The organism is Endozoicomonas sp. ONNA1, from assembly GCF_024606325.1.
Lineage (GTDB): Bacteria > Pseudomonadota > Gammaproteobacteria > Pseudomonadales > Endozoicomonadaceae > Endozoicomonas_A.
Genome location: NZ_JAHHPN010000196.1, coordinates 1 through 21,182 on the forward strand (window position 1 = coordinate 1; position 21,182 = coordinate 21,182).

The window sequence follows — 21,182 nt, forward strand, 5'->3', positions numbered from 1 at the left end:
ATATATGTTAGCTATAGTGTAGATTTGTGAAAAATATCTAGTTTCGCATGCGAAAATATTCATTATCGCTATTGTAAGGTTGGATTTTTTGATGACTGGTTAAGTCAGGCATACGCCATAACCAACAAGGAGAAATAACAATGTCTTTTGATAGGCTTTTCGATACTTCCAATATTGTCTCTATTTATACTCGAGCTGAAGCTATTGCTGATGGTGTCTTGATAGATGTTACCAGCACTGCCAAATTGTTCGGTTTTTTGCATAACACCTGTATAACTGCTAACGTTGCTGCTGGCTGTGGGAGATGTGAAGCCGCCCTTAATGAGTTTCTATTAACCTGTAGTGTCAAGGTCAAAGAGGTGATTGTAATGGGAGACGGTGAAGCATCCCGGATATACTTTGATTACAGCTTTCCTGATCCAGACGAAGGGCAGGACGCGATGTTGAAAACTATTATTCATGTGGGGCCAGGAGACAGGGCAGAACCGGTTTACACAATAATGACCCCAAGTGATGTCTAAGACGTTCTGACGAGCCCGTAGTTAGCGGGCTCTCCTATTGATATTGGGTTGTCTTTGTTGACATTCTTTTTAGGTGGGTTTAATATTTGATTTAGTATTAAGTTAACTGTCCGGCATAAGCCATAACCTACAAAGGTGATCAATGAATACTTCGGCCTTGAGTAAGACTATTCCTGAAACTTCAGAAAATACAATTGCACATTCTAACTCTTTTCTGTCGCTTTTTAAGCAGGTGAAGAAAGACGAAAGCAATAAGCTGCTTCAGCTTTTTAACGAACGGGATGAAAAGAAAAATAAGCTGTCTCAGATGAGTGAGGTGTTCAAAGATCAAGAATATAAAGGCTTGGTCAACTATTTTATTACCGGCAACACAAAGGACGATTACCATCGCTACAACGTGAGCCGCCTCGCTGGTGAACTGTTCGATCTGGAAGGGGCTCTAAAATCTCTTGATGCCTCATACTGGTCAAAGGCCATGACTCTCACGGATGTTTACGATGTGATGCCAGAGAAGCGTCGGGATGAATGGAACGATAAAATCAGAAATCACGATACTGAACCGTTCACAGCTAATATTGTCATACCAACACTGCAAGAGTTTTTGCAATCGAGACTGAAATTCCTTGCTGAAAGAGTTGATGGGATTTTTAGAGGTTTGAGCGGTGTCCATGTAACAAACTCATCCTATGGCTTCAGTAAACGTATGATAATGAATACGGTCATAGAGAGTTATGGGTGTGTCAATCACACGAAAGCTGGTCTGATCAATGATCTAAGAAGTGTATTATCAAAGTTCATGGGAAGGGGTGATATTCACCACAGTTCCACCTATCTGATCTTGTCAGAGATAGGTCATGAAACGGGGGTGTGGCACGAGCTGGATGGGGGGGCTCTTCGGTTAAAGCTCTTTAAAAAAGGCACAGGCCATCTGGAAGTCCACCCTGATATGGCATGGCGACTGAATGACGTTCTGGCTACGCTCTATCCGAAACAGATACCGTCTGAAAATCGTAAACCTTCTCGTAAGCAGTACAGCCAGCCGATAAAGACCTCTCTTCATTTTGATGTGCTGAATTGTCTTTCAGACCTGTGTCATTGGGGTAAATCTAATCGGTGCAGTTTCAGAAGAGAGAAAGAGACCAGCCAAAGCGTTATACAGCAAGTAATTGAGCTGCTAGAAGGTTTGGGAGCGAATTATAATAACGGAACCTTTCATTTCCCCTACGAGTGTAGGCCAGTTATTAACCAGATCATTATGAGCGGCTGCGTACCTGAAAAGCAATCACATCAGTTCTATCCGACACCAAAGGTTCTAGCAGAGCATGTAATAGAACATGCAGGCATCCAGGATGGTGATAAGTGTCTGGAGCCATCGGCAGGGCTTGGCGCACTGGCTGAGTTAATGCCAGCAGATACAGATTGTGTGGAGCTATCAGAGCTGCATTGCAAGGTGCTCTCTGAGAAAGGGTTAAGAGCGATCAATGATGATTTTTTAAAGTGGTCTACTCAGACCAGTAACCGGTATGACCGGATTGTTATGAATCCACCGTACGCAAAAGGTCAGGCTCTCTCTCATTTGACAGCTGCGCTGTCTGTTTTGAAGAAGTCTGGATCTGTGGTGGCTATTCTACCAGCCAGTATGAGAGGGCGAGAATTTCCAGGTTTTTGCTGTACATGGTCTGAGGTGCTAGAAGATCAGTTCAAAGATGCAGGTGTAAGAGTTGTCATAGGCTGTTTTGATAAGGTGTAAATGGTCGCACCCTGTTTTACTCAGGGTATTTTTTATTGTTGTCTCTGTTGACATCATTATGATTAACCCTTAATATTACAGGTGTAGTAAGTAAGAACACGGCAATAGCCATTACCCCAGAGGATCATTTAATAATGAGTGCATATTTTGTCTTTGCTACCCAAAGCGTGTCCAGTGGTGAGAAAGGTTCCTATGAGCAAGGAACATGTGTTTCACGGCATAAATCTTATTCGACTGCTCTGGATAAGTCCGACAAACTAAATAAGAGGCATGGTCGGCATAGAGGTATTTTTGATGTCATCACGTCCGATGATGAATTCAAATCCGGTGAAGTCTATAAAGAGTTTATGGATGGTTGGCTGATTGAAGAAGAGAAAAGACAAAAGATCAGTTGGCTCTCTGAGATTTTAATGGCTGAAAAAGATGGTGATGATCATCGTTTGAAACAAGCTGTTGAAATGGTCTCTATCAATGGCTGGGTGTTGGATGAGTTAAAAGAGCAGTTCAGTGCTGAAGCTAATCAGGAAATCGATCGTATTGGGGCTAAACAGCAGGAATATGCAGCCAAAGAAGCCAGACGAAAGGCCAATTATGATTCTCTGGTTAAATCGCGTTCTGAAATCAGTTACACATTTCCAGCAGTACGTGGTATCCAGGCTGGGAAGGAATACTACACCGCACAGGTTCCCATAAAGCATCTGATCAAACTGTTTCGTTTCGATGAAGAAGAGGTTCCGGTGGAACTCAGAGCGCAACGAAAGCTTAACGAAAAACGTGCTAAGTCTATTGCTCAGTATATGTTAGATAACCCTGCCAACTATGTGCTACCTGCAATTACCGCCTGTGTCAGTGCCGCTATGTCTTTTGAGCCTACTCCTGTTGCTGGGGCATCAGATCGGCTTGGCCTGCTGAATATTCCTCTTGAAGCGATGATGCTTATTGTGGATGGGCAGCACAGACGTCGTGGAGCGGAGCTGGCTGTCCGGGAATGTCCAGAGTTAAAAAATGAATCTCTGGCCGTGACCCTGTATTACGATCAGGGACTGAGGTCAAACCAACAAATGTTCAGTGACATTAATTGCTCTGCCGTTAAACCGTCAACGGCTATCTCTGCTGTCTACAACCATAGGTGTGAATTTGGTCTGTTTATCAAAGAACTGCTCAATGAAATGCCAGAGATCAAAAGCCGTATAGAGATGGAGACCACTAGTGTCGGTAAGCAGTCTTATAAGCTCTGGAGTCTGATCAGTGTTCAGAAATTCATTTATCACCTGTTCGGTTTAAACAAAAATAGTTTCCCCGAGGTTGTGGTGGATACAGAGTATTCGACTGCCTCTGAGATGCGTAAGCAGTATATAAAAATCACCAAAGAGCTGTTCGAGAACCTAAAGGTGATTCCGCAATGGGCCGCAATGATCTCAGGCAGTATTCCTGCACCGGATGTTCGGGATAATTTTGTGATCGGCCATGCGGTTTTTTTGGAGGCTATTGGGCAGTTTGCTGGCCAATATATCTGTAAGTATGAAAGGGGTAATGAGGTGGACTGGAGTCATTTTGAAAAACTCTCGAACCTGGATGTGATGCGTAGCTCTGATCTTTGGAATGGTCGCTGTGTGTTGTTGGGTAAAATGAACAAAACTGCCGATGGTGTCAAAGGTACAGCCGCGCAGCTGTGTAAAGCGCTTGGCCTGGGTCTGACGATTGAAATGGAACTGATTGAGAACAGATTACAGGAAGACCGTCAGTAATGACTCTTACAGGGCAGGTAATGACTTGCCCTTTTTATATATTGCCGTTTTAACTGTTCTTTCATTGTGATTCTTTCACTATGCGAAAGGTTTCAGTCGAGGCAGTGACGGTGCTAGGGATCTGATTGTATGCTAGTAGATATATGTGTTAGGTATGGTTTGCGGATGACCAATCCCAGAATATACGACTGATTTTTCAATGGTTTTTTATTATTTGATTTATATGGTCTAATATAGAATGTGATTCTTCCTCAGACAAAGGATGTCTGTTTATGTCTAATCAGGAACTTAGAAAACTGTTCTGGCAAGCGATGGTGAAAAGGAAGTCGTATCGCATTAATTATGGTGATGATCATATCCGTGAGGTGATGAGCCTGCCAGAGCTGGTCTGTGAATCCTCGTTTAACGCATGGCTGAAAAGGATTGCTGAATTCCTTTCTGAAGACTGTTATATACCTTCTGTAGAGTGTGTCACTCTGATTCTTAGAAAGAGAGCGGATGGCGAGTTCTTTTTTTTATTATCTGTCGTTCCTGATAGCAATGAACACTACTCCTCTGAGGTAGCCTTATCCAATGCTGCGATGAAACAATTCTATGCATTGATGGATTGTTTTTCTGATATTGAGTTCGTTGAAGGTTCACACTTCTGTGATGTGGTCTGGAGAACATCTATTCCTTCTTTCTCATTGCCTCTGGCTGGTTAGCATTTTCGCATGCGAAAATCTTAGTCTCAATGTGGTGCAATAGGCTTAATGCTGCTGTCTCAGCCTGTTGCAATTATTCCTCTTGATTGGCTGTTTATACAATTTTGAGACTGAAGCCGGGAACCTGCTCTATTTCCCTAACCTCACCCGCTACGCGGGACAACTTCGGCCAGTGAAACTGAACCCCTTCGGGTTTCAGCCCATTCGGGTAACGATCAGGGCTAGTATCGCCCTCCGGGCTCTGGCCTCACAGTTTCCTGTAAGTCCCTGCCAAGCCGCTCTATCGCCTGAATGTGATCCTTGACCTTCCAGAATCCAGATACAAGACGGTCTCTGTCGCAAGCGCCAGAGCTGCGATCTTGCATCTGTATTCTTCCAGGTCGTTATCAGGATCACGGCGATAGAGCAGCATGGCAACCCAGGGACAGACAGAAAAGCTTCCTGTAAGGAAGGCAGGTCGCTTTGCTCCCGTTTTTTAGGTTGCTTTAGGGCTTAACAGCCCTCGCGCCTAAATGCCTTGTGGCATTTACTTGCTCACCCGTTCCGGCTCCTGAACTGCATGTTTTTTGGAGCAGTGCAAGGTATTAAATTGTTTGTTTTTTATATTGTCGCTATTGACACTTATAAGAAACAGAGATAAAATTATATTAAGGATTCAGAAAACAAACCGGCATCAGCCATAACCCCAGAGGAATATATAAATGTCAGTCATGATCATCAGCCCATGCGTTTACTTTGATTGCATCCGTACTCTTGGCAGCATTGCCGTCGATGATCGTATGGGTATGCTGAAGTACTACGTCAAGGGAAAGAATGAGTTAGGCTTTGATGCCTATACCAGAAATGAAAATAATCGTCTTTTTAATGGAATAGAACGTCTGATGTCAGCGATCTTTGTGGAAAACTATCGTGCTTATGTTCGCAGATACAATGAGAAAGAGACTGGAATGATGAGCTTTAAGCTTTCGGATTATACCGAGGGCAGAAGTCTTGGCCTCGCAGGTGAGAAAGTTTCAGTGTGGCAACTTCTTAAATCTCTCCACTCAATCATATATCAAATAGACCATGAATCGAGATCGAAAAAAGCCCTGTCGGCCTTGATCAGGGAGATTGAACAACACCTTATCTACAACTCGGAAGAGTACAACAGTGCGCGATGGGGTTAAGCCCCTCCACTGTTTTTATTTCATTCTATTTCTTGATTGATCAAGTTGGATATTATGAGCGCATCGAACAAAGAACCTGTCACCGTTTTTAAAAAAAGAGTCAGAAGTATATTGCCCGTTCTGGAAGGTAAACCGGCTGATGATTTGGAAATATTTTGCAGCAGTAATGAAGACAGGGTTTTGATGCAATCATGGATGCTGTTCAATTACCTGTTTAACTATGGGTATATTGATGAAGTTCTTTATCAGAAGTTAGTAGCTTTGAGTCACTGCTTCAAGATGAGAGAAGAAGATGCTGAAGCTATTGAGCGGTTCATCATGGTTGAGTGTCTACATAATAGGGCGGTATCCAGTATGCAAGTAATACCTGTGTCTAAAATATTCAGTGTGGTCGCGCCAGATCATGAGAGTGTAGACTTTCTTCCAAAAGCAAAAAGCAGAATCTATTACAACCTCTTTCCTTGCACTAATATGCATACGAGCCACGCTATTAGATCGGTAGTGGATGGATTGAAGGAAATTACAGAACTCCAGGCTAAAACCGATTCTGTCAATATGATCAACATTCAGACAAAGGAGATCTACACCATATAAAGCAGATTCAGAAGCACGGCATAGGCCATCACCAAAAAGGGTAAAATAAATGAGAGTGTCACTGGATAGATTGAGCTTGGATGATCAGGACAATATTAAGCAAGGTTGTAGTATTAATACCGTCAAGAGTGCAAAAGAGGCCAGAGCGCTAATTATATCACGTTTGAAACAGTCTGATGTTATTGGCAATGAAGTCATATCAAAAGGGATAAGGATTTTTAAAACGCCTAAGAATGGGCTTCGAAGAATTGAAGAGATCCGGTTGACTAGGATGGCATCATGAACCAGTACAAAATCAAATACAGTATTGATATTGATACTGTCCATGCAAATGATGTTGAGCTGAGTTTTCAGAAATGGGGCATGGATACAATTCGCTGGGTGTCAGGTAAATGGATTGCTGAATGTAAGCCAATGCCAGAGGATGTTTTGAAAACCGTTCATCATGGCATCGCCTGTTTTTCTCATCTGCTCAATGGCCGAGAAGCGAGGGGGGGAGCAGTATTCACTTTTGCTTTTCTGGCAGACACGATCAAAGAGAACTATTCGATGGATAACCCTCAAACTTATGAGACAGTGCAGGCATTAATGTGGTGTTACCAGAGAGGTAGGGGAAGGCCTGATTGTGCGGTGGTGTCATAATAAGGTCTACAGCAAAAAGACCTTATTGAGATAGAACGGCCTGAGCAGTACTTAGGTCGTTTTTTTACTAGAGTTCTTCATACTGCTGATGTTCTGTCTGGGATGACTCAGATGAATATTCCAGAGTCTTCCTGGAGGTTGCCGGTTCACTGGCTTGATTCTCTTTTTCCAACTTCTCTACTTCTTTTTCAGCATCGTTAATTGCTTCAAGTGCGGCCTGTCTTGAAACTTCAGAGAGACTGAAATTCAACTCCTTATCAATAGCTGCCAGTCGTCGGTTAATGTCTGCCTCTCTGTCTTTGACAGACTTGGGTACTTTGAAAGAGATGGTTTGTTGCTCTGCTTTTGACTGCCTGCTGAATAAGCTTCCTTTCTTCCTTGCCATAATATTCACCTTTGCTGTTTGGTTTACGATCCGTCTACTTTTTGACTACGGTTGGTTTACTGGGCAATTTCTGAAGCACCGGAAGAACTAACCACTATATAGAAGTATATAATATTCTCTGCCTAAAGAGAGATAGTTTCAAGTCCTGAGGTTTTAATGGGAACCCAGGAATATAGGTTATTGGTCGCTTCCGTTGGAAGGCTCCCTGAAAATTCGTCACACCCTATGCAGCTATCGCTGCAAAAGCTAACCCTTTGCTTTACAAAGGGTTTATGCGCTACGCGCAGGATAGCTATAGTGCTATCTCTGACAACTATATCCATCTGTTTTCATTAATTTATATGCGCTACTACCGAAATAGTTGCTATATGATTTTATATAATGTTATTTAAAAGGGTGAAAAACACTCTACGGAGCAGGCAGGATGCAGCAACTCAATGTCAGAATCTCGGATGATGCGGATAGATACCTGAGAAAGCAGGCCAGAAAGAGGGGTATATCGCGCTATCAGTATGGGCAGGATTTGATAGAAAAAGCCATATTTCTTGACCAGATAATCTCAGAAAAGTTGGATTTACTGATTAATACAACGATCCAAGCTTATGCCATGTCAGCAGTACAGGTTAAGGATAAAGACCCTGAACTTTATGAAAAAGGAAGGCAGCAGGCCAGGGATGCAATTAAAAGATTAAGGGAGGAATCATGAGCATTTTCAGAGATTCCGGTGTGGGTGACTTTACCAGGGGCGGGCAGACTACCATCCACTTTATTCGCATGATATTTCAGGTTTTCAAGCAGTTTTTTAAAGCCTGCCTCTTTATCTGGTTGGTTGTTGCGAGCATCGCTTTCTATCTCAATAGTGAACCTGTTGAACGCTATCTCGGCTTTAAATGGGGTGAAAGCTGGGTGTTTGTTGAAGGGATGAAAGACACCGACTATGTGATGAATATCAACACTGGGCAAGGGGGTGATAGAAGAGTAAGAGCTACTTCCATACTCCATAATAAAGAAGTGATAGGCAATGTTAATAACCTTTACTATAAGGCTATCTATGCTCTCGTTCTTGGCCTTATGGGGATGTTCGTTGCGGCATGGATATTGTTGAGGTTTATACATCGTACAGGCAAGGATCAGGGTGCAGAAGAATATGTGCGAGGCGGCAAACTGGTTGAGATTAATGAGCTAAAGAAGATCACTAAAAACGACCCGTCACTGTGCGACTTAAATCTCTGTGGTGTAAGGATGCCAAAAGGTGCAGATGTCGCCCATATCATGCTGATGGGAAGCCCAGGCACAGGTAAGAGTGTTAACTACAAAGAGCTTCTAACTGGTATCCGTAAAGCTAAAAAAAGAGCTATTGTTTATGACGTTGGCGGTGACTTTATAAGCAGCTTTTACCGCGAGGGTAAGGACATTATTTTGAATCCTCTCGATGCCAGGGGAAGGAGATGGGATGTATGGTGTGAGTGCTCAGAAAGCAGTGATTATATTCAGCTATCAGAGTCCTTTATACCTGATGCACCTAAAGCTGATCCATTCTGGACGAAGAGTGCCAGGATCGTTTTTTCGTCTCTGTGTGAAAAGATCGGAAAGACAGAGAGCCCGACGACAGAGAAGCTAATGAATGCCCTGTTGAGAATCAGTATTGCTGATCTGATGGTTATGGTTCAGGGTACTGATGCACGTTCTATGATGTCGGAAGGTGCTGAAAAAATGGCAGCCAATATCAGAGGTATCATTGGCAGTTACGCTCAGTCGCTCAGGTTCTTGCATGATCAGGGGGAACGTTTTTCTATCCGGGATTGGGTTTCAAAGGACGATGATGATAGTTGGGTGTTTATCTCATGCAAAGCAGACCAAAGGGCGTTAATGAGGCCGCTTATATCGGCTTGGCTTGATACTGCATCGAATGCATTGTTAAGCCTTCAACCGGATCGTGAAAGACGTATATTTCTGCTAATAGATGAGCTTCCCAGTTTGAACCGTTTACCTTCTCTGGATGAGTTTTTAGCAGAGTCCAGAAAGTACGGGGGCTGCGGAATAATAGGTGTTCAGAACTACTCTCAGCTTATCCGAAATTACTCAAAAGAGGGGGCTGACTCCATTGCTGGCCTGTGCTCGACTTGGGTTGTTTTCCGCTGTAATGATGAAGCAGCTGGTGCTACATGGGCAAGTAAAAATCTTGGTAGCACAGAGGCACTAGAGACCTCTGAAGGGATCAGCTATGGCAGCAATGAAATCCGTGATGGTGTGAATCTTTCCAGACAGAAAAGGCTAAGGCCAATCGTACTGCCTTCTGAAATAAGTAACCTTCCTGACTTACATGGTTATATTCGTTTTGGTCGCGGATTACCCTTAGCTCGATTCGTCAGTAAAATCAGAAATTACAAGGTAGTGGCTGAAGGTTTTATACCTAAGGTGTTAGCTGCAAGTAGCAGCTTAAACGAAGATGAAAGCAACGAAGATCACTCTACTGAATTTACAGAAAGGCGTGAACCCTATATCAGTGAGTCTCCTGTCATGGAATCAAAGGATGAGTATTCTTTTCGCCAGGACGAGCCTTTTAGTTATGGGGATGAACAGACTGACCAAGACAATATATCTGAGCCGTCAATTGCAGATGACATAGGTGCTGACATTGGCTGATTGACGTGGAGAATTATGTTTTCTGATTCTCCATTTCGGTTATTTTATGGGTTTACGATAAATAGATTTGCAGGGATGCAGGTATGATTTCTCTTCAGAAGATCAGTTCGTCAGGTGCGGCAACAAACTACTTCAAGGACGAGGACTATTACGCAAAAGGTGATGATGAGTCAACCATTCAGTCTGAGTGGCAAGGGGAGGGTGCGAAGGAACTCGGCCTTGAGGGAAAGGTTGATATACAGCAATTCAAAAATGCACTTGAAGGAAAGTTTGATGGTGTAGAGCTTGGTCGCTCGACTGGTAACGGAGATAAAGAGCATACCAAAGGTTGGGATGTGACCTTTTCTGCACCCAAAAGTGTATCAATACTTGCTCTGGCCGGGGGTGATAAACGTCTCGTAGAAGCGCACAAAAAGGCGGTCAGTCATGCTCTTGGATACATAGAGAAGAACATGATAACTACCAGAGTAACGATGTCAGGCCAGACTGTTAATGTAAACACTGAGAATCTTGCTGCCGCTTCATTTACTCATACCACATCCAGGGATCTTGACCCTCAGTTGCATACTCATAACGTTGTCCTGAACGTCACAAAACGGCAGGATGGTGAACTTAGAAGCCTGGATTCCAGAACCATTTATGATAACTCGATGCTGGCCGGACAGGTCTACCGATCAGAACTTGCAAAAGCAGTTAAAGACCTCGGTTATGATATAAATGTTGATAATCAGAAAGGTTTCTTTGAGATTAGTTCAGTACCAAAGGATGTCATTAAAAACTTTTCAAAGCGACGTGAAGCTATAAAAAAAGCGGCTGAAGATAGGGATATAAAAACAACAAAAGGTATGCAGGCCGCAGCATTAGCCACGCGAAAGTCAAAACAAAAAGCAAATGCAGCACAACTTATTAACCGGTGGGACAAAGAGTTAGCAGATCTTAAGTTTGACCCAAATAAAGCAATTAATGAGAGTCGAGAAAAACAGACTGAGAAACCCAATGAGATGGTTTCTGATGACTCCAGTTATAGCCAAACGTCACAAGGTAAATCTGATATTGAAGTTAGTAAAAGCGCACTGGATGATGTTCGGTTTGCATATAAGCACCTTTCAGAGAAAGAGGCTGTTTTCCTTGAGAAAGATATATTTAGTACTGCTATCAAAGCATCTATGGGTAATCACTCGACAGGAGATATATCGACAGCTATTGATAAGCTTGTTAGGCAAAAGGAGATTATAAAATCTAGCCTGAAGAGTGTAAGGGCTTTTACAACGCCTGCTGCGTTAAAGACTGAAAAGTACACCATTGATCTTATGCGACATGGGCAAAAAGAGGTCAGGAGTATTGCCAGTCTAGGTCTAATTAATGACCATTTGGAGGGAAAAGGGTTAGAGAAAGATCAGGAGGAAGCCGTCAGGGTTGCCATTGGTTCAAGAGATCGTGTCGTTGCTGTTCAGGGTTATGCTGGGACCGGTAAAACCTTCATGCTGTCCCAAGTCAGGGAGATAGCAGAAGCTTCAGATTATAAGCTACAGGGTGCAGCTTTTTCTGCCACAGCGGCAGGGGAGCTAGAGAAAGGAAGCGGTATAAAATCTCAGACGCTTGCCTCATTTATTAATGATAAGGAAAGTCTGCTTGCCAAAGGAAAGCTGAAGGGTAGTAAGGAGATGTGGGTAGTTGATGAAGCGTCATTAATTAATTCTAAAGATATGGCTTCTCTTTTAACTTTGAGTCGGAAGGCTAAAAGCCGGGTGGTATTGGTAGGCGATAAAGCGCAGATCGGTGCAATCGAGTGGGGTAAACCTTTTCATCAGCTGATGGATAATGGCATGAAACATGCCGAAATGAAAACCATTCGCAGACAGCGCAACCGCGATCTTCTTAAAGCTGTTAAAGGCATGATTAATAAAACCCCAATACAGGCAATGGCATCTATCAAAAACGATATTAAAGAAGTACGGGAGCAAAGTGAAAGAATTAAAATGATTGCTGATGAGTACTTAAAGCTACGTCCGGAAGAGCGGAAAAATATGCTGATTGTGATACCGGATAACGAAACTAGACAGGCTGTGATGACATTGATTCGTGATGGATTAAAGAAAGAGGGTATTCTAGGCCAGGACAAGCATACGTCTGACGTTCTGATTAACAGGGGGCTTTCAAGAGCCCAAAAAGCAAGAGCGCAGTTTTATAACAAAGGTGATGTTGTTGAATTTGGAAAGGATCAAAAACGGCTTGGCGTGAAGCGTAGTGAGAGGTTCAAGGTAGATCAGGTTAAAGGTGACACGGTTGTCTTAAAGTCAAATGATCGCAAGCTAATCTGGAATCCTTCGAAAGTGGCTGGTAGTGCAAGAAATGGTGTAGAAGTCTACCGGGAGCAGGAGAGAAAGTTTGCTGTTGGCGATACCATTCGTTGGAAAAAGAACCTACCTGATAGGGACTTGAGAAACGGTGATACAGGAAAAGTACTAAGTATTGAAGACGGGAAAGTAAAGGTTGGTTTTCAACGTGGTGGAGAGAAAACCTTGGACACTAAAACAGACAAACACATGGATCATAATTATGCTGTTACGGCTTTTGCCTCTCAGGGTATGACTTTTGATAAAGTTGCAGTGATGGCAGAAAGCTGGCGAAAGAATCTGATAAACCAGGCATCATTTTACGTTGGTATATCAAGGGCTAGAGACAAGGCAATGATATTCACGGAAGATAGCAAGAAGCTGACTGAAGCTATTTCTGAACGTTCAGGTGAGAAGTCTAGTGCTGTAAAGGAGTATAGAGCTAGAGCTGAACGGGCTGGTTTTGATAAAGATGGGCTAATAGATACTATGAAAGATAAAGCTGTAGAAGCTGGCAAGAAGATAAGCCAAAAGTTCAAAGAAATCAGCCTAGAGCTTGAACTTTGACCTTTTTATAGGCCAAAGTTTTCGCATGCGAAAATAGCGGTTATTGGAGTCTTGGTTGTGGAGTGCCCTGTAATGATTGTATGTTTATAGTCTGTGAGGCTTTCACCAGGGAGTCAGCGATAACGGATGAGAGCATATCGGACAAGCCTGACATGATCCCCCGCTGTTGTGAATAGTCTTTGGCGTGCTCGACAGAGAACTCTTTCGCCATTATCTCATTGGCCGAGCCTATGCCATCAACAAGGCCGTAGGTAACTGCGGTCTTTCCTGTCCAGTAATCGCCTGAGAACAGGCCAACACTATCTTCTATAAGCCTTTCTCCACGACCTGACCGGACAACCTCAATAAAGTTTTCATGTACCTGATTAAGAACACCTTGTATCTTTTCAAGGTCTTTTTGATTAGTAGGAAGAAGAGGATTCAGGCGTACTTTGTTCTCACCGGCTTGAATGGTTCTGGCTTCAACACCAATCTGTTCCAGTAATGCAGAATATCCGTAACTTTGCTGAACAACACCAATGCTGCCTGTCATGGTCGATTCATTCACATATATCTGGTCTGCTGATGTGGCAAGCATATAAGCACCACTGGTCAACATGTCTTCACCAACAGCAACAACTTTTTTACCTGTTTTGTCTTTAAGGTGTGTAATTAGCTTGTGGAGTATATGGCTTTGAACAGGTGTGCCACCAGGACTATTGATCAACAGTAGTACACCTTTAGACTGTTTATCATAGAAAGCTCTAGTAAGGATTGGTTCGAGGAACCTTGGGCTGGCACTGCTGGAAACGTCTATTACACCATTTATGCGGACTATAGATACGTAAGGCTCACCTTCAGGAATTGTAATTTTCTCGTTATTTGAAATCAGGTTGAAAACAAAAAGCCCTCCGAACAGTAATATGAAGAAGAATGTTCTGATATTTGCCTGTCTTCTGGAGAGAGTGGCCTCCCTAAGTATTTCCTTAGAGATATTCTTCAGTAATTTGTCTTCACTATTAGTCATATGTGCAATATCCATTTGCGATTAAGTCATCTTTATTCCTGTTGATGCAACTGCTCATCGGCTATTTTAGCCATTCCTACTGGAGAGTAGGGGAGGCCAACAGCATCTGATGTACGTTCTAATTCTTCCTGAAATAAATCACCGTTCGGGGTATCTGAATCTGCCTGATCGAAAAGATATGATACTAGTTCCCTCAGTGATTTTATTATTTCGCTTTCTTTTAAATTAAATAGATATGTCTTTAGATTCATAATCTTCTCCTTGTTAATTGTTTTAACGGTAGTTGTTTATTTTACAGGTTCCGTTGGTTGGAGATAACGTTCATAGGCTTCCATGCCTTTAGGAAGAGGATAGTCTACCTCTTTATTTAAATCTAAATGGTTATAAGGAAGGCCGTGTCTCTCCATTAGGATGCTAAGATCGCTATTTATATCTACCCCTTTTGTACTATCTTTGGCTGCACTTTCACGGACTTCGTATACCTCCTCATAAACTGAAGAAACTTTATCGGATAGCATTTTAGCTTTTTGTTCATCAGCTATTCCGCTTGTTTCAACCCAATGCTTAGAGCCGTCGATTATCTTTGACACTATTGCCCGGTCAATGTTGTAAGAAGTGCTCTCAGTGTCCTGATTAGACATTGCTACACCAATAGAAGCTCCTTTACCTGCACTGCCTCCCGGTAAGCCAGCCCCAAGATTTGCGCTTTGATTTTCAGTATCAAGTCTTGTGTTTGAAGATATTAAGGAAAGGCTTGAGGCCATATTTTGAATCCAGGCTTGTCGAGTGTTTTCATCACCATCAAGAACTCTCTGTGCATGATCTTCCCTTAGTGCATAATCATCACGAGTGAAGTAGTCGAATGTTGTAGTGCCTTGAGCAAAATATAGCCCTCCAGTTATAGATTGTTGATTATTCAAAGAAGAACTACTGTCTTGCACTGCGCTTTGGCCTGAGCTAGATGATGAGGTGAGGATGTTGCCTAAAGACTGTGATATAGCCCAGCTTCCTCCTTCTTCGAGTGAGCTGTACTGTGAGCCTGTTAGAATACCTTTATCGTAAAGTATTTGTGCCTGTTCTCCAGACAGAGCTAATGATGACTGGCCAGTCATTGCAACTGCAAGATCGTTTTGATCAATACCAATAGACTCTGCCAAGGCCATGAAATTCCTAACTCCAGAGTACTCCATCAAATGACTATGTTGTGCAAGATCACTGTAGAATGATTCGTAGTTGCCATATTCCTGCTGCATAACAGCGTTGTGAGATGCTTCACCTTTAAATGCAGATCTTAAGGCCATGTCTGTTTCCGCTTGTGAAATACGTTCCCCACCTGATACGGTATACGCAGCAAGTCTCCCGTAATCTGCGAAGCCCTGAATACTGCCTTTAGCCCATGCAGCTTGTGCAACATTAATATCATTGGTTTCCAATGCTGTCTTATATGCCTGCCATTCATAAAGGCCAGCTACAGACTGCTCCTGAGACTGTGTTGTGTGTAGAGAAGAATCCCCATCTGTAGCAAGAAGCCTGCCTTGGGGTTCTCTGTTTTGAATAGCTGCATAGTTCTTTGCTATTTCAGGGACAGTAATATCAGGGTTCGACTGTTGAACCTGTTCAACAACAGACTCGATATTATCTGCCTGGCCTCTGGACATAATGGTATTTTGTTCTGTGATTTTTGCAGAGTTTTCAGATACGGATACCCCTGCTGACAATGCTGCATTCTGTATACCTAAACTATCGCCAACCCTTTTTTCTGTTTCAATCTCAGAGGTACGTTCTGAGGTATCAAACAGTGTTGCTCCCGGCATAGATGCTTTTTCTGTTCCGGTGAGACTACCAGACTGGCTACCGGCAGAGAGACCCGCTAAACTTTCAGCTGTGTTAGTTAAACCACCATGTCTATCCATCAACATTTCATTACTGCGAACACCTTTAAAGGTGGACATAGTATTTGAGTCAGCACTTCTTGCAGCAGCACTGAAAGGGCTTCCTCCACCAAGGCTGTTGGATATGCTTGCTCCAGTCATTATCTGACTTGTCTGATTGAACGTTGCTGCACTGAGTGCAGGTTCGTAGCCTGTATGTGACATTGATGCGATATAGCTATTGCCATTGACTACCTGTTCAGAGAATTGACCACCTTGTTCTGAGTTATTGGCGATTTGGGATGACTGTTCACCGTGTTTATTAATTTGATTAGTGAAGTTCTGCCCAACCTGACTGAATGCATAAGCATTTATTCTGAATAAAGTAACAGCGATAAATGAGGCTATGGTAATACCCATTCCTCTTGCTTCACCCATAATTCCGAGGCTCTTCATTGCTGCGCCAGGTGTAAGCATTATTGCAGTTAAGCCCATGTCATGATTTACAACTTCGGTAAATGTTGCGTAGGTCTGATCTGTAATGCTTTGAAGCAGAAGTGCGTCACAAACACCCCAGATTGCAAGCCATGCAAAGAGTGAGAATATTATATTGAGTACTTTCCATGCCAATCCCGTTACAAGAAACAGAAGAAGAATAGGGGTAATAGTAAGAATGATGGATGTGACAACCGACTTGATGGTCGGAAGCCAGTTATTTGCGGCAACTGATGTGCCAATACCGTCGTTTAGCATTGCTCGATTACTAAGAGCAGTTGTTCCTATATCTGGATTTTCCTGCTGGACAGCATCTGTAATAGCCAATCCCACTAGGTAGTTTTTCATCACGCTTATATAGTCCAGAGTTGTATCGCTGTAAATTCCCTGAACAGCCTTCTCAATTACAACTTTGCATCTGGCGAGTTGAGCTGCTACAGATGTTTTAAAGCCATTGCTCTCACAGATAGAGTTGAGATAATCGGTATAAGATGTATCTGTTGTGAATATTGGCTTTAGTAGATCGTAGGCTTGAGAACAAGATACAAGACCACCTTCTTTATTGGTGGATGTATAGTAGACGGTAAAGCTTGACGGTGATTTCAACTTTTCAAGATAGCCAAATATGTCCTTTGTATCCGACTTCAGGCTTTCAAGGTTAAAATCAGTTGTATTTGTGCTGAGAGGTAGAAGAGAGCATTCCTGATAAAATTTCTGTAGTGATTTAATGGCGTAAAATTGTTTAAAGCTAGTTGTTTTGGTAACGGCATCATAAATAAGTTTGTAATTTACCCCGCCAGCATAGTCTTTGAAGGTTGTTGCAGAACTATTATCAACAATTTCTGTAACAGCCCTCTCAGCAAGATTAGTGAATCCTGATGCCAAGACAATAATATCAGGAATATTTTGAACTGTTTCAAATTGGTTTAGTTGCTCGTCGTAAACAGTTATTTCACCCTTTGACATGACGGTGCCTTGAAATATGGCTATCCCTATGGCAACAGTGAAGAGAACGCGCATAGAGGGCTTTGCCTGTCCGTCTGCACTATTGAGAACCTGGTTGCCAGAATGAATGGCATAGCCAATGAAGAGTCCAAGTACTGCAAAGACATAGAATATTCCAATGAATATATCATTGTTAAATATGAGAGCTATACGTTTAAAGGCATCTACCGTTTCCTGGAAGCCACCAAAGGTATAGAAATCCAGCTCCACAGCAAGGGCGGAAGCCGGGAGCAGTGTCAGAATGAGAAAGTGAGAGAGGAACCTTATCATTGATTCACCCTTATTTATGATAATCCAGCGCATTTACTGCTCTGGTATTGTCACCTTCCTGCTTCATACTTCTTGCTACTTCGAGAGCATTGTTCAGGTCGATTATCTTGTTGTTGTAATCCGCAAGCGACATTTCTCTGTAGGTGTATAGCATGCTATGGAGACCTCTGAATTGAGCTATAGGCTGCTGATAAACTTGCAGGTTGCACTGTTGGCCTGAAGCACTGGCAGCAATCCCGGGATTTGTCGCTACTTTTTCTATATATTTGAAAGCTCGGTCTATATGGGCATAAAGGTCGTTGAATATGGCATGTGCGTAGGTAACTGCAACAATATCTCGCATCATTATGATTTTTGTATCAACATTACCTCTGGCAATTCCATCAACTAGTGAGCGATAAATTGGAAGTGAGGTGGTTGTTTTGATGAAGCTTTCTTCATCTTCTGCCAGTTGTTGCCCGTTTTTTATTTTTCCTGAGATGGATTTGAGGTTATCTTCTACGTATTTTACGAGAGATGTAGTTGTGTCTTTGCTACAGACACCTGTAGCTGATTGTTTATATAGATTACCTGTCAGTATGTCATCAATGGTGGTCTGGCGATTTTCTTTGCATGCTAATACTTTCTCAGCAAGAGGTATCTTTTCAGCGGCAGTGGCCTTGATCATGACATCACCGATAAACCCTCTCATAAGATCGGAATAATCTCCCATACCCACCTTAGCAGTAGCGTGTGCCAGTACAGATCCTGTTTTAAATACTGCTTTAAACTCTGCTGGGCATCCCGAAGTTGCAATTTTCAGATCAGCGGTAGCTTCACCGTCGTTAGCTTTGACCTTTTCCTGAGCTTCTTGCCAGGAACGATCCATTGCCTCATCAAGAGAAACTCCATTATTTATTTCATTCCAGGTTGCGGATAGAGCCTCAGGGGCTCCTTCTTTAATCACAGAAACAAACTTTTGTGTGGCCGCGCATTCATTTAACTGGAGTGAATTGAGCCAGTCAGACGCCGCTTCCATTTTTGTAATAGTCTCACTGCACTCTTTACACATGGTTTTCAGAGCCATATCAAAAGCAACAGCGGGTGCAGCTTGAAGCATGTTTTCAAGCTTTTCAACCAGGTAGTCTGCATCCAGGAATGAAATGCCGCCCATAAAGGCATCAATGCCGCCGCAACCAGCAGAGATTCTCGGCTTGGCGATGGTGACGAGACTGTCATTTCCCATGTTGATACGTCCAGAGAATGAACCGGCTGAGTAGTATCCTCTTTTCTGACTCTCGTAACTGCTGGAGCTGCCTACATTGGCATTATCAAACCAATCGTCAACCCAACCGCCAGCGTATAGAGGTAAAGGAAGGACAACCATCACTTTAACCAGAAGCCTGTTTATCAGTTTCATCCCTAAGCCTCCTTGCTAGTAAACTGACGGGTCGAAGTAACCGCCTTCCTGACTTTCATTTGTGAAGAACTGTTCTGGCTTTATCTCTCCTCTTAAAAGCCTGATAGCTCTATACGTGTTTTGCTCAACAACAGATAAACTCTCAACCCCTACAGTGATTGGCATCCAACGTTCACTACCACGCTCGATAAGTAGAGTCATTGGGGTTACTTTTGCGTTAAATCTAAGAGCGACATCAGGCACTTGGTCTATATCTATCTCTTTAATTGCCCAGCCATTCTTGTCTCTGAAGTACTTCAGTATGTTTCTCTGTACCTTGCAATAAGGGCATGTTTTTGTGGTCAGAAAGACCAGTGCGTAGTTATTACGGTAACGAGCAATTTTGTGGTTCATTTGCTGCTCATTAACCTGCTTCTGCGCTTTACGACCCGGATTGTTAACCGGGTACGATCCCCTGGCATTCAACTCAGGATTTTGAAGCATGACATATGATGAAAGGGCGGTAAAAGCCCTTGCCTTGCGTCGTGCAACGTCCTGAACCAAGTAGTAATTAGTCGTAGCTTCAGGAGTAAGTTTGTAAAGAGCATAATCCCTATGTTGATCAAGCAGCTTTTCAAGCTGCTGAGGATGCATGTCCATCATTTTTTGTTGGCTAGGCAAAGGAGGAGGAGAGTACTCTTTTTCCTCAATCAACGCTTCTTCTTCATCAGGTACTGGCTCTTCATTCCACCAGTAGCCTTTTTTGTCGGCATGATCGTAAGTCGATGCGTGGCTGCCACTGGGATTTGTGAAAAGTAAGAGTGTTAGGATGACTACCCCTGCCTTCAATGCCATGTCCATAAGAGCACCTTTTATTCGGCTGGCTTTAATGAGATGAATATTTCATTTTCTTCAAACTTATATTTTGCACCTGTAAAGTTATCAATCGCGTCACCCACCATGAGGTTTGCTGCATTTGCATAGCTTGTGGAGTCTACCTTGCCATATAAAACGAAAGGTTCTGGCTTATAACCTTCTTTCCTGAATATGAGATTCTTGATTAACCCCTTAGAAAGAGTGATTTTGGTAGGGGTAACACCAAGCAACTTCTCGCCTGAAAAGGTTCTCTCGTAGATTTCAACCCCCACGGGGTTGCTGTTAAACGACACGTCTTGTGTTGTGCCATTTTTCATGGTTGAACAGCCAGCCAGAAGGAGAAGCGAGATAAATGTAGTCAGTATTTTTTTCATGATAGTAATCCTTCTGTTTTAGTTTTTTTAAGGTTCCAATGGATACCCAATCCATGAACTTCAATTCTATAGATTTTTGGGGTGCATTTTATTCTGATTTATATTGCCATTCACTTCTGAAGGCAAAAACTGCCCCAGCAGTAACACCAGCTGGAATTGACGCAATCATAATCTGAGGGGCTTCAATGAGCAGCAGGGCAGCACCGCTCAGTGTCCCTAACAGCAATGACCAGAAAAAGTACTTCCCTGAGCCTGGTTTAATTTTCATTATTTATTCTCCTCGTATCAATTACATGTCCTGCACTCTATTTCGTATGGCCGTTAAAATAAGGCTTCGAGTTTGGTTGCGTTCTCCAGATTCAGAAAACCCCAATACTTGGAATCAAAGCTGTCCTTGTCCGAACCGTACGCAAAAGCCATGCCGTCAGGGATGACACCATTGAACTCAAATTGTGGGAGTGGTTGGCCTTTGAGCCCTTTGGATTTTGCATACCCTAGATACTCATCGTTGCAGTAATAACTACGGTTATTGACTGTGAGTATGTCTCCGGCATAACAACCAATTTGTTTAGTTATTTTTACTGGAGCATCACCCACCAGTTCATGGGCAAGCTCAAATAGCACATAATCACCTTTCTCTGGTTCTGCATCAGTTATCCATAGAACACGCTTATCAATACTGCGGGACGTAACAATGATGATGTTTGGAAATAAGTAGAGCAGGGGTAATGCGAAGAGGCAGATGGCTGCCACTTTCTTAACGAGTTTTTTGTTCATAATACGTTCCTTGTAATTTTTCGCATGCGAAAATCTTTATAACCTTAATATTATATGTTTTTATATAATTT

The 21,182-nt window shown here is 42.7% G+C and carries 20 protein-coding genes; 10 read left to right on the plus strand and 10 right to left on the minus strand.

Features of this window, described 5'->3' with window-relative positions:
* Window positions 1-140 precede the first annotated feature (140 nt).
* The 4 genes from KDK19_RS04485 to KDK19_RS04500 all read left to right on the plus strand — a co-directional run bounded on the left by KDK19_RS04485 (window position 141) and on the right by KDK19_RS04500 (window position 4,723).
* Complete coding sequence (locus tag KDK19_RS04485; RefSeq protein WP_257291414.1) at window positions 141-521, plus strand: DUF6573 family protein; 381 nt, start codon at window positions 141-143, stop codon at window positions 519-521.
* Window positions 522-663: 142 nt separating this feature from the next.
* Window positions 664-2,271 carry a DUF4942 domain-containing protein gene (locus KDK19_RS04490; protein WP_257291415.1) on the plus strand — a complete coding sequence of 536 codons (1,608 nt, stop codon included), beginning with the start codon at window positions 664-666 and terminating at the stop codon, window positions 2,269-2,271.
* 134 nt (window positions 2,272-2,405) lie between these two features.
* Window positions 2,406-4,019: a DNA sulfur modification protein DndB gene (locus tag KDK19_RS04495; RefSeq protein ID WP_257291416.1), complete on the plus strand. Its 1,614-nt coding sequence runs from the start codon at window positions 2,406-2,408 to the stop codon at window positions 4,017-4,019.
* Between the two features lie 272 nt (window positions 4,020-4,291).
* Complete coding sequence (locus KDK19_RS04500) at window positions 4,292-4,723, plus strand: hypothetical protein (RefSeq protein WP_257291417.1); 432 nt, start codon at window positions 4,292-4,294, stop codon at window positions 4,721-4,723.
* A gap of 221 nt (window positions 4,724-4,944) precedes the next feature.
* On the opposite strand, the gene KDK19_RS04505 is transcribed toward KDK19_RS04500, so the two are convergent.
* Window positions 4,945-5,088, minus strand: coding sequence for a hypothetical protein (locus tag KDK19_RS04505; protein WP_257291418.1), 144 nt, complete (start codon window positions 5,086-5,088; stop codon window positions 4,945-4,947).
* A 336-nt stretch (window positions 5,089-5,424) separates the two neighbouring features.
* Here KDK19_RS04505 and KDK19_RS04510 point away from each other — a divergent pair, with 336 nt between their 5' ends.
* The 3 genes from KDK19_RS04510 (at window position 5,425) to KDK19_RS04520 (ending at window position 7,125) form a co-directional block, all read left to right on the plus strand.
* Window positions 5,425-5,889: a hypothetical protein gene (locus KDK19_RS04510; RefSeq protein WP_257291419.1), complete on the plus strand. Its 465-nt coding sequence runs from the start codon at window positions 5,425-5,427 to the stop codon at window positions 5,887-5,889.
* A gap of 54 nt (window positions 5,890-5,943) precedes the next feature.
* Entirely contained in the window at window positions 5,944-6,483 is a 540-nt protein-coding gene (locus KDK19_RS04515) for a hypothetical protein (protein WP_257291420.1), read from the plus strand.
* 279 nt (window positions 6,484-6,762) lie between these two features.
* A complete protein-coding gene (locus tag KDK19_RS04520) occupies window positions 6,763-7,125 on the plus strand; it encodes a hypothetical protein (protein WP_257291421.1) in 363 nt (120 codons plus the stop codon).
* Window positions 7,126-7,192: 67 nt separating this feature from the next.
* On the opposite strand, the gene KDK19_RS04525 is transcribed toward KDK19_RS04520, so the two are convergent.
* The gene (locus KDK19_RS04525) at window positions 7,193-7,510 is read right to left on the minus strand and encodes a hypothetical protein (protein WP_257291422.1); all 318 of its coding nucleotides are present in this window, start codon (window positions 7,508-7,510) and stop codon (window positions 7,193-7,195) included.
* Window positions 7,511-7,934: 424 nt separating this feature from the next.
* Here KDK19_RS04525 and KDK19_RS04530 point away from each other — a divergent pair, with 424 nt between their 5' ends.
* The 3 genes from KDK19_RS04530 (at window position 7,935) to mobF (ending at window position 13,059) form a co-directional block, all read left to right on the plus strand.
* Entirely contained in the window at window positions 7,935-8,216 is a 282-nt protein-coding gene (locus tag KDK19_RS04530; RefSeq protein ID WP_257291423.1) for a hypothetical protein, read from the plus strand.
* On the plus strand, window positions 8,213-10,156 hold the full coding sequence (gene traD, locus KDK19_RS04535; protein WP_257291424.1) for a type IV conjugative transfer system coupling protein TraD: 1,944 nt from the start codon (window positions 8,213-8,215) through the stop codon (window positions 10,154-10,156). The genes KDK19_RS04530 and traD overlap by 4 nt, the downstream gene beginning before the upstream one ends.
* 83 nt (window positions 10,157-10,239) lie before the next feature.
* Window positions 10,240-13,059, plus strand: a complete 2,820-nt coding sequence (gene mobF / locus KDK19_RS04540; protein ID WP_257291425.1) for a MobF family relaxase — start codon at window positions 10,240-10,242, stop codon at window positions 13,057-13,059.
* A 40-nt stretch (window positions 13,060-13,099) separates the two neighbouring features.
* Here the strand turns inward: mobF and KDK19_RS04545 are convergent, their stop codons facing one another.
* From KDK19_RS04545 to KDK19_RS04580, 8 genes are all read right to left on the minus strand, one after another.
* Window positions 13,100-14,080 carry a S49 family peptidase gene (locus KDK19_RS04545; protein WP_257291426.1) on the minus strand — a complete coding sequence of 327 codons (981 nt, stop codon included), beginning with the start codon at window positions 14,078-14,080 and terminating at the stop codon, window positions 13,100-13,102.
* A gap of 17 nt (window positions 14,081-14,097) precedes the next feature.
* A complete protein-coding gene (locus KDK19_RS04550) occupies window positions 14,098-14,316 on the minus strand; it encodes a hypothetical protein (RefSeq protein ID WP_257291427.1) in 219 nt (72 codons plus the stop codon).
* Between the two features lie 36 nt (window positions 14,317-14,352).
* Window positions 14,353-17,739 (minus strand): conjugal transfer protein TraG N-terminal domain-containing protein, encoded by a 3,387-nt coding sequence (locus tag KDK19_RS04555; protein ID WP_306801307.1) that lies wholly within the window; start codon window positions 17,737-17,739, stop codon window positions 14,353-14,355.
* Entirely contained in the window at window positions 17,717-19,105 is a 1,389-nt protein-coding gene (locus tag KDK19_RS04560) for a conjugal transfer protein TraH (RefSeq protein WP_257291428.1), read from the minus strand. Before KDK19_RS04560 ends, KDK19_RS04555 begins: the two co-directional genes overlap by 23 nt.
* Window positions 19,106-19,120: 15 nt before the next feature.
* Window positions 19,121-19,945 (minus strand): conjugal transfer protein TraF, encoded by an 825-nt coding sequence (locus tag KDK19_RS04565; protein ID WP_257291429.1) that lies wholly within the window; start codon window positions 19,943-19,945, stop codon window positions 19,121-19,123.
* Between the two features lie 11 nt (window positions 19,946-19,956).
* On the minus strand, window positions 19,957-20,334 hold the full coding sequence (locus KDK19_RS04570) for a lipoprotein (protein WP_257291430.1): 378 nt from the start codon (window positions 20,332-20,334) through the stop codon (window positions 19,957-19,959).
* Between the two features lie 88 nt (window positions 20,335-20,422).
* Complete coding sequence (locus tag KDK19_RS04575; RefSeq protein ID WP_257291431.1) at window positions 20,423-20,602, minus strand: hypothetical protein; 180 nt, start codon at window positions 20,600-20,602, stop codon at window positions 20,423-20,425.
* A 53-nt stretch (window positions 20,603-20,655) separates the two neighbouring features.
* Window positions 20,656-21,111: a S26 family signal peptidase gene (locus tag KDK19_RS04580; protein WP_257291432.1), complete on the minus strand. Its 456-nt coding sequence runs from the start codon at window positions 21,109-21,111 to the stop codon at window positions 20,656-20,658.
* Window positions 21,112-21,182: the final 71 nt, after the last annotated feature.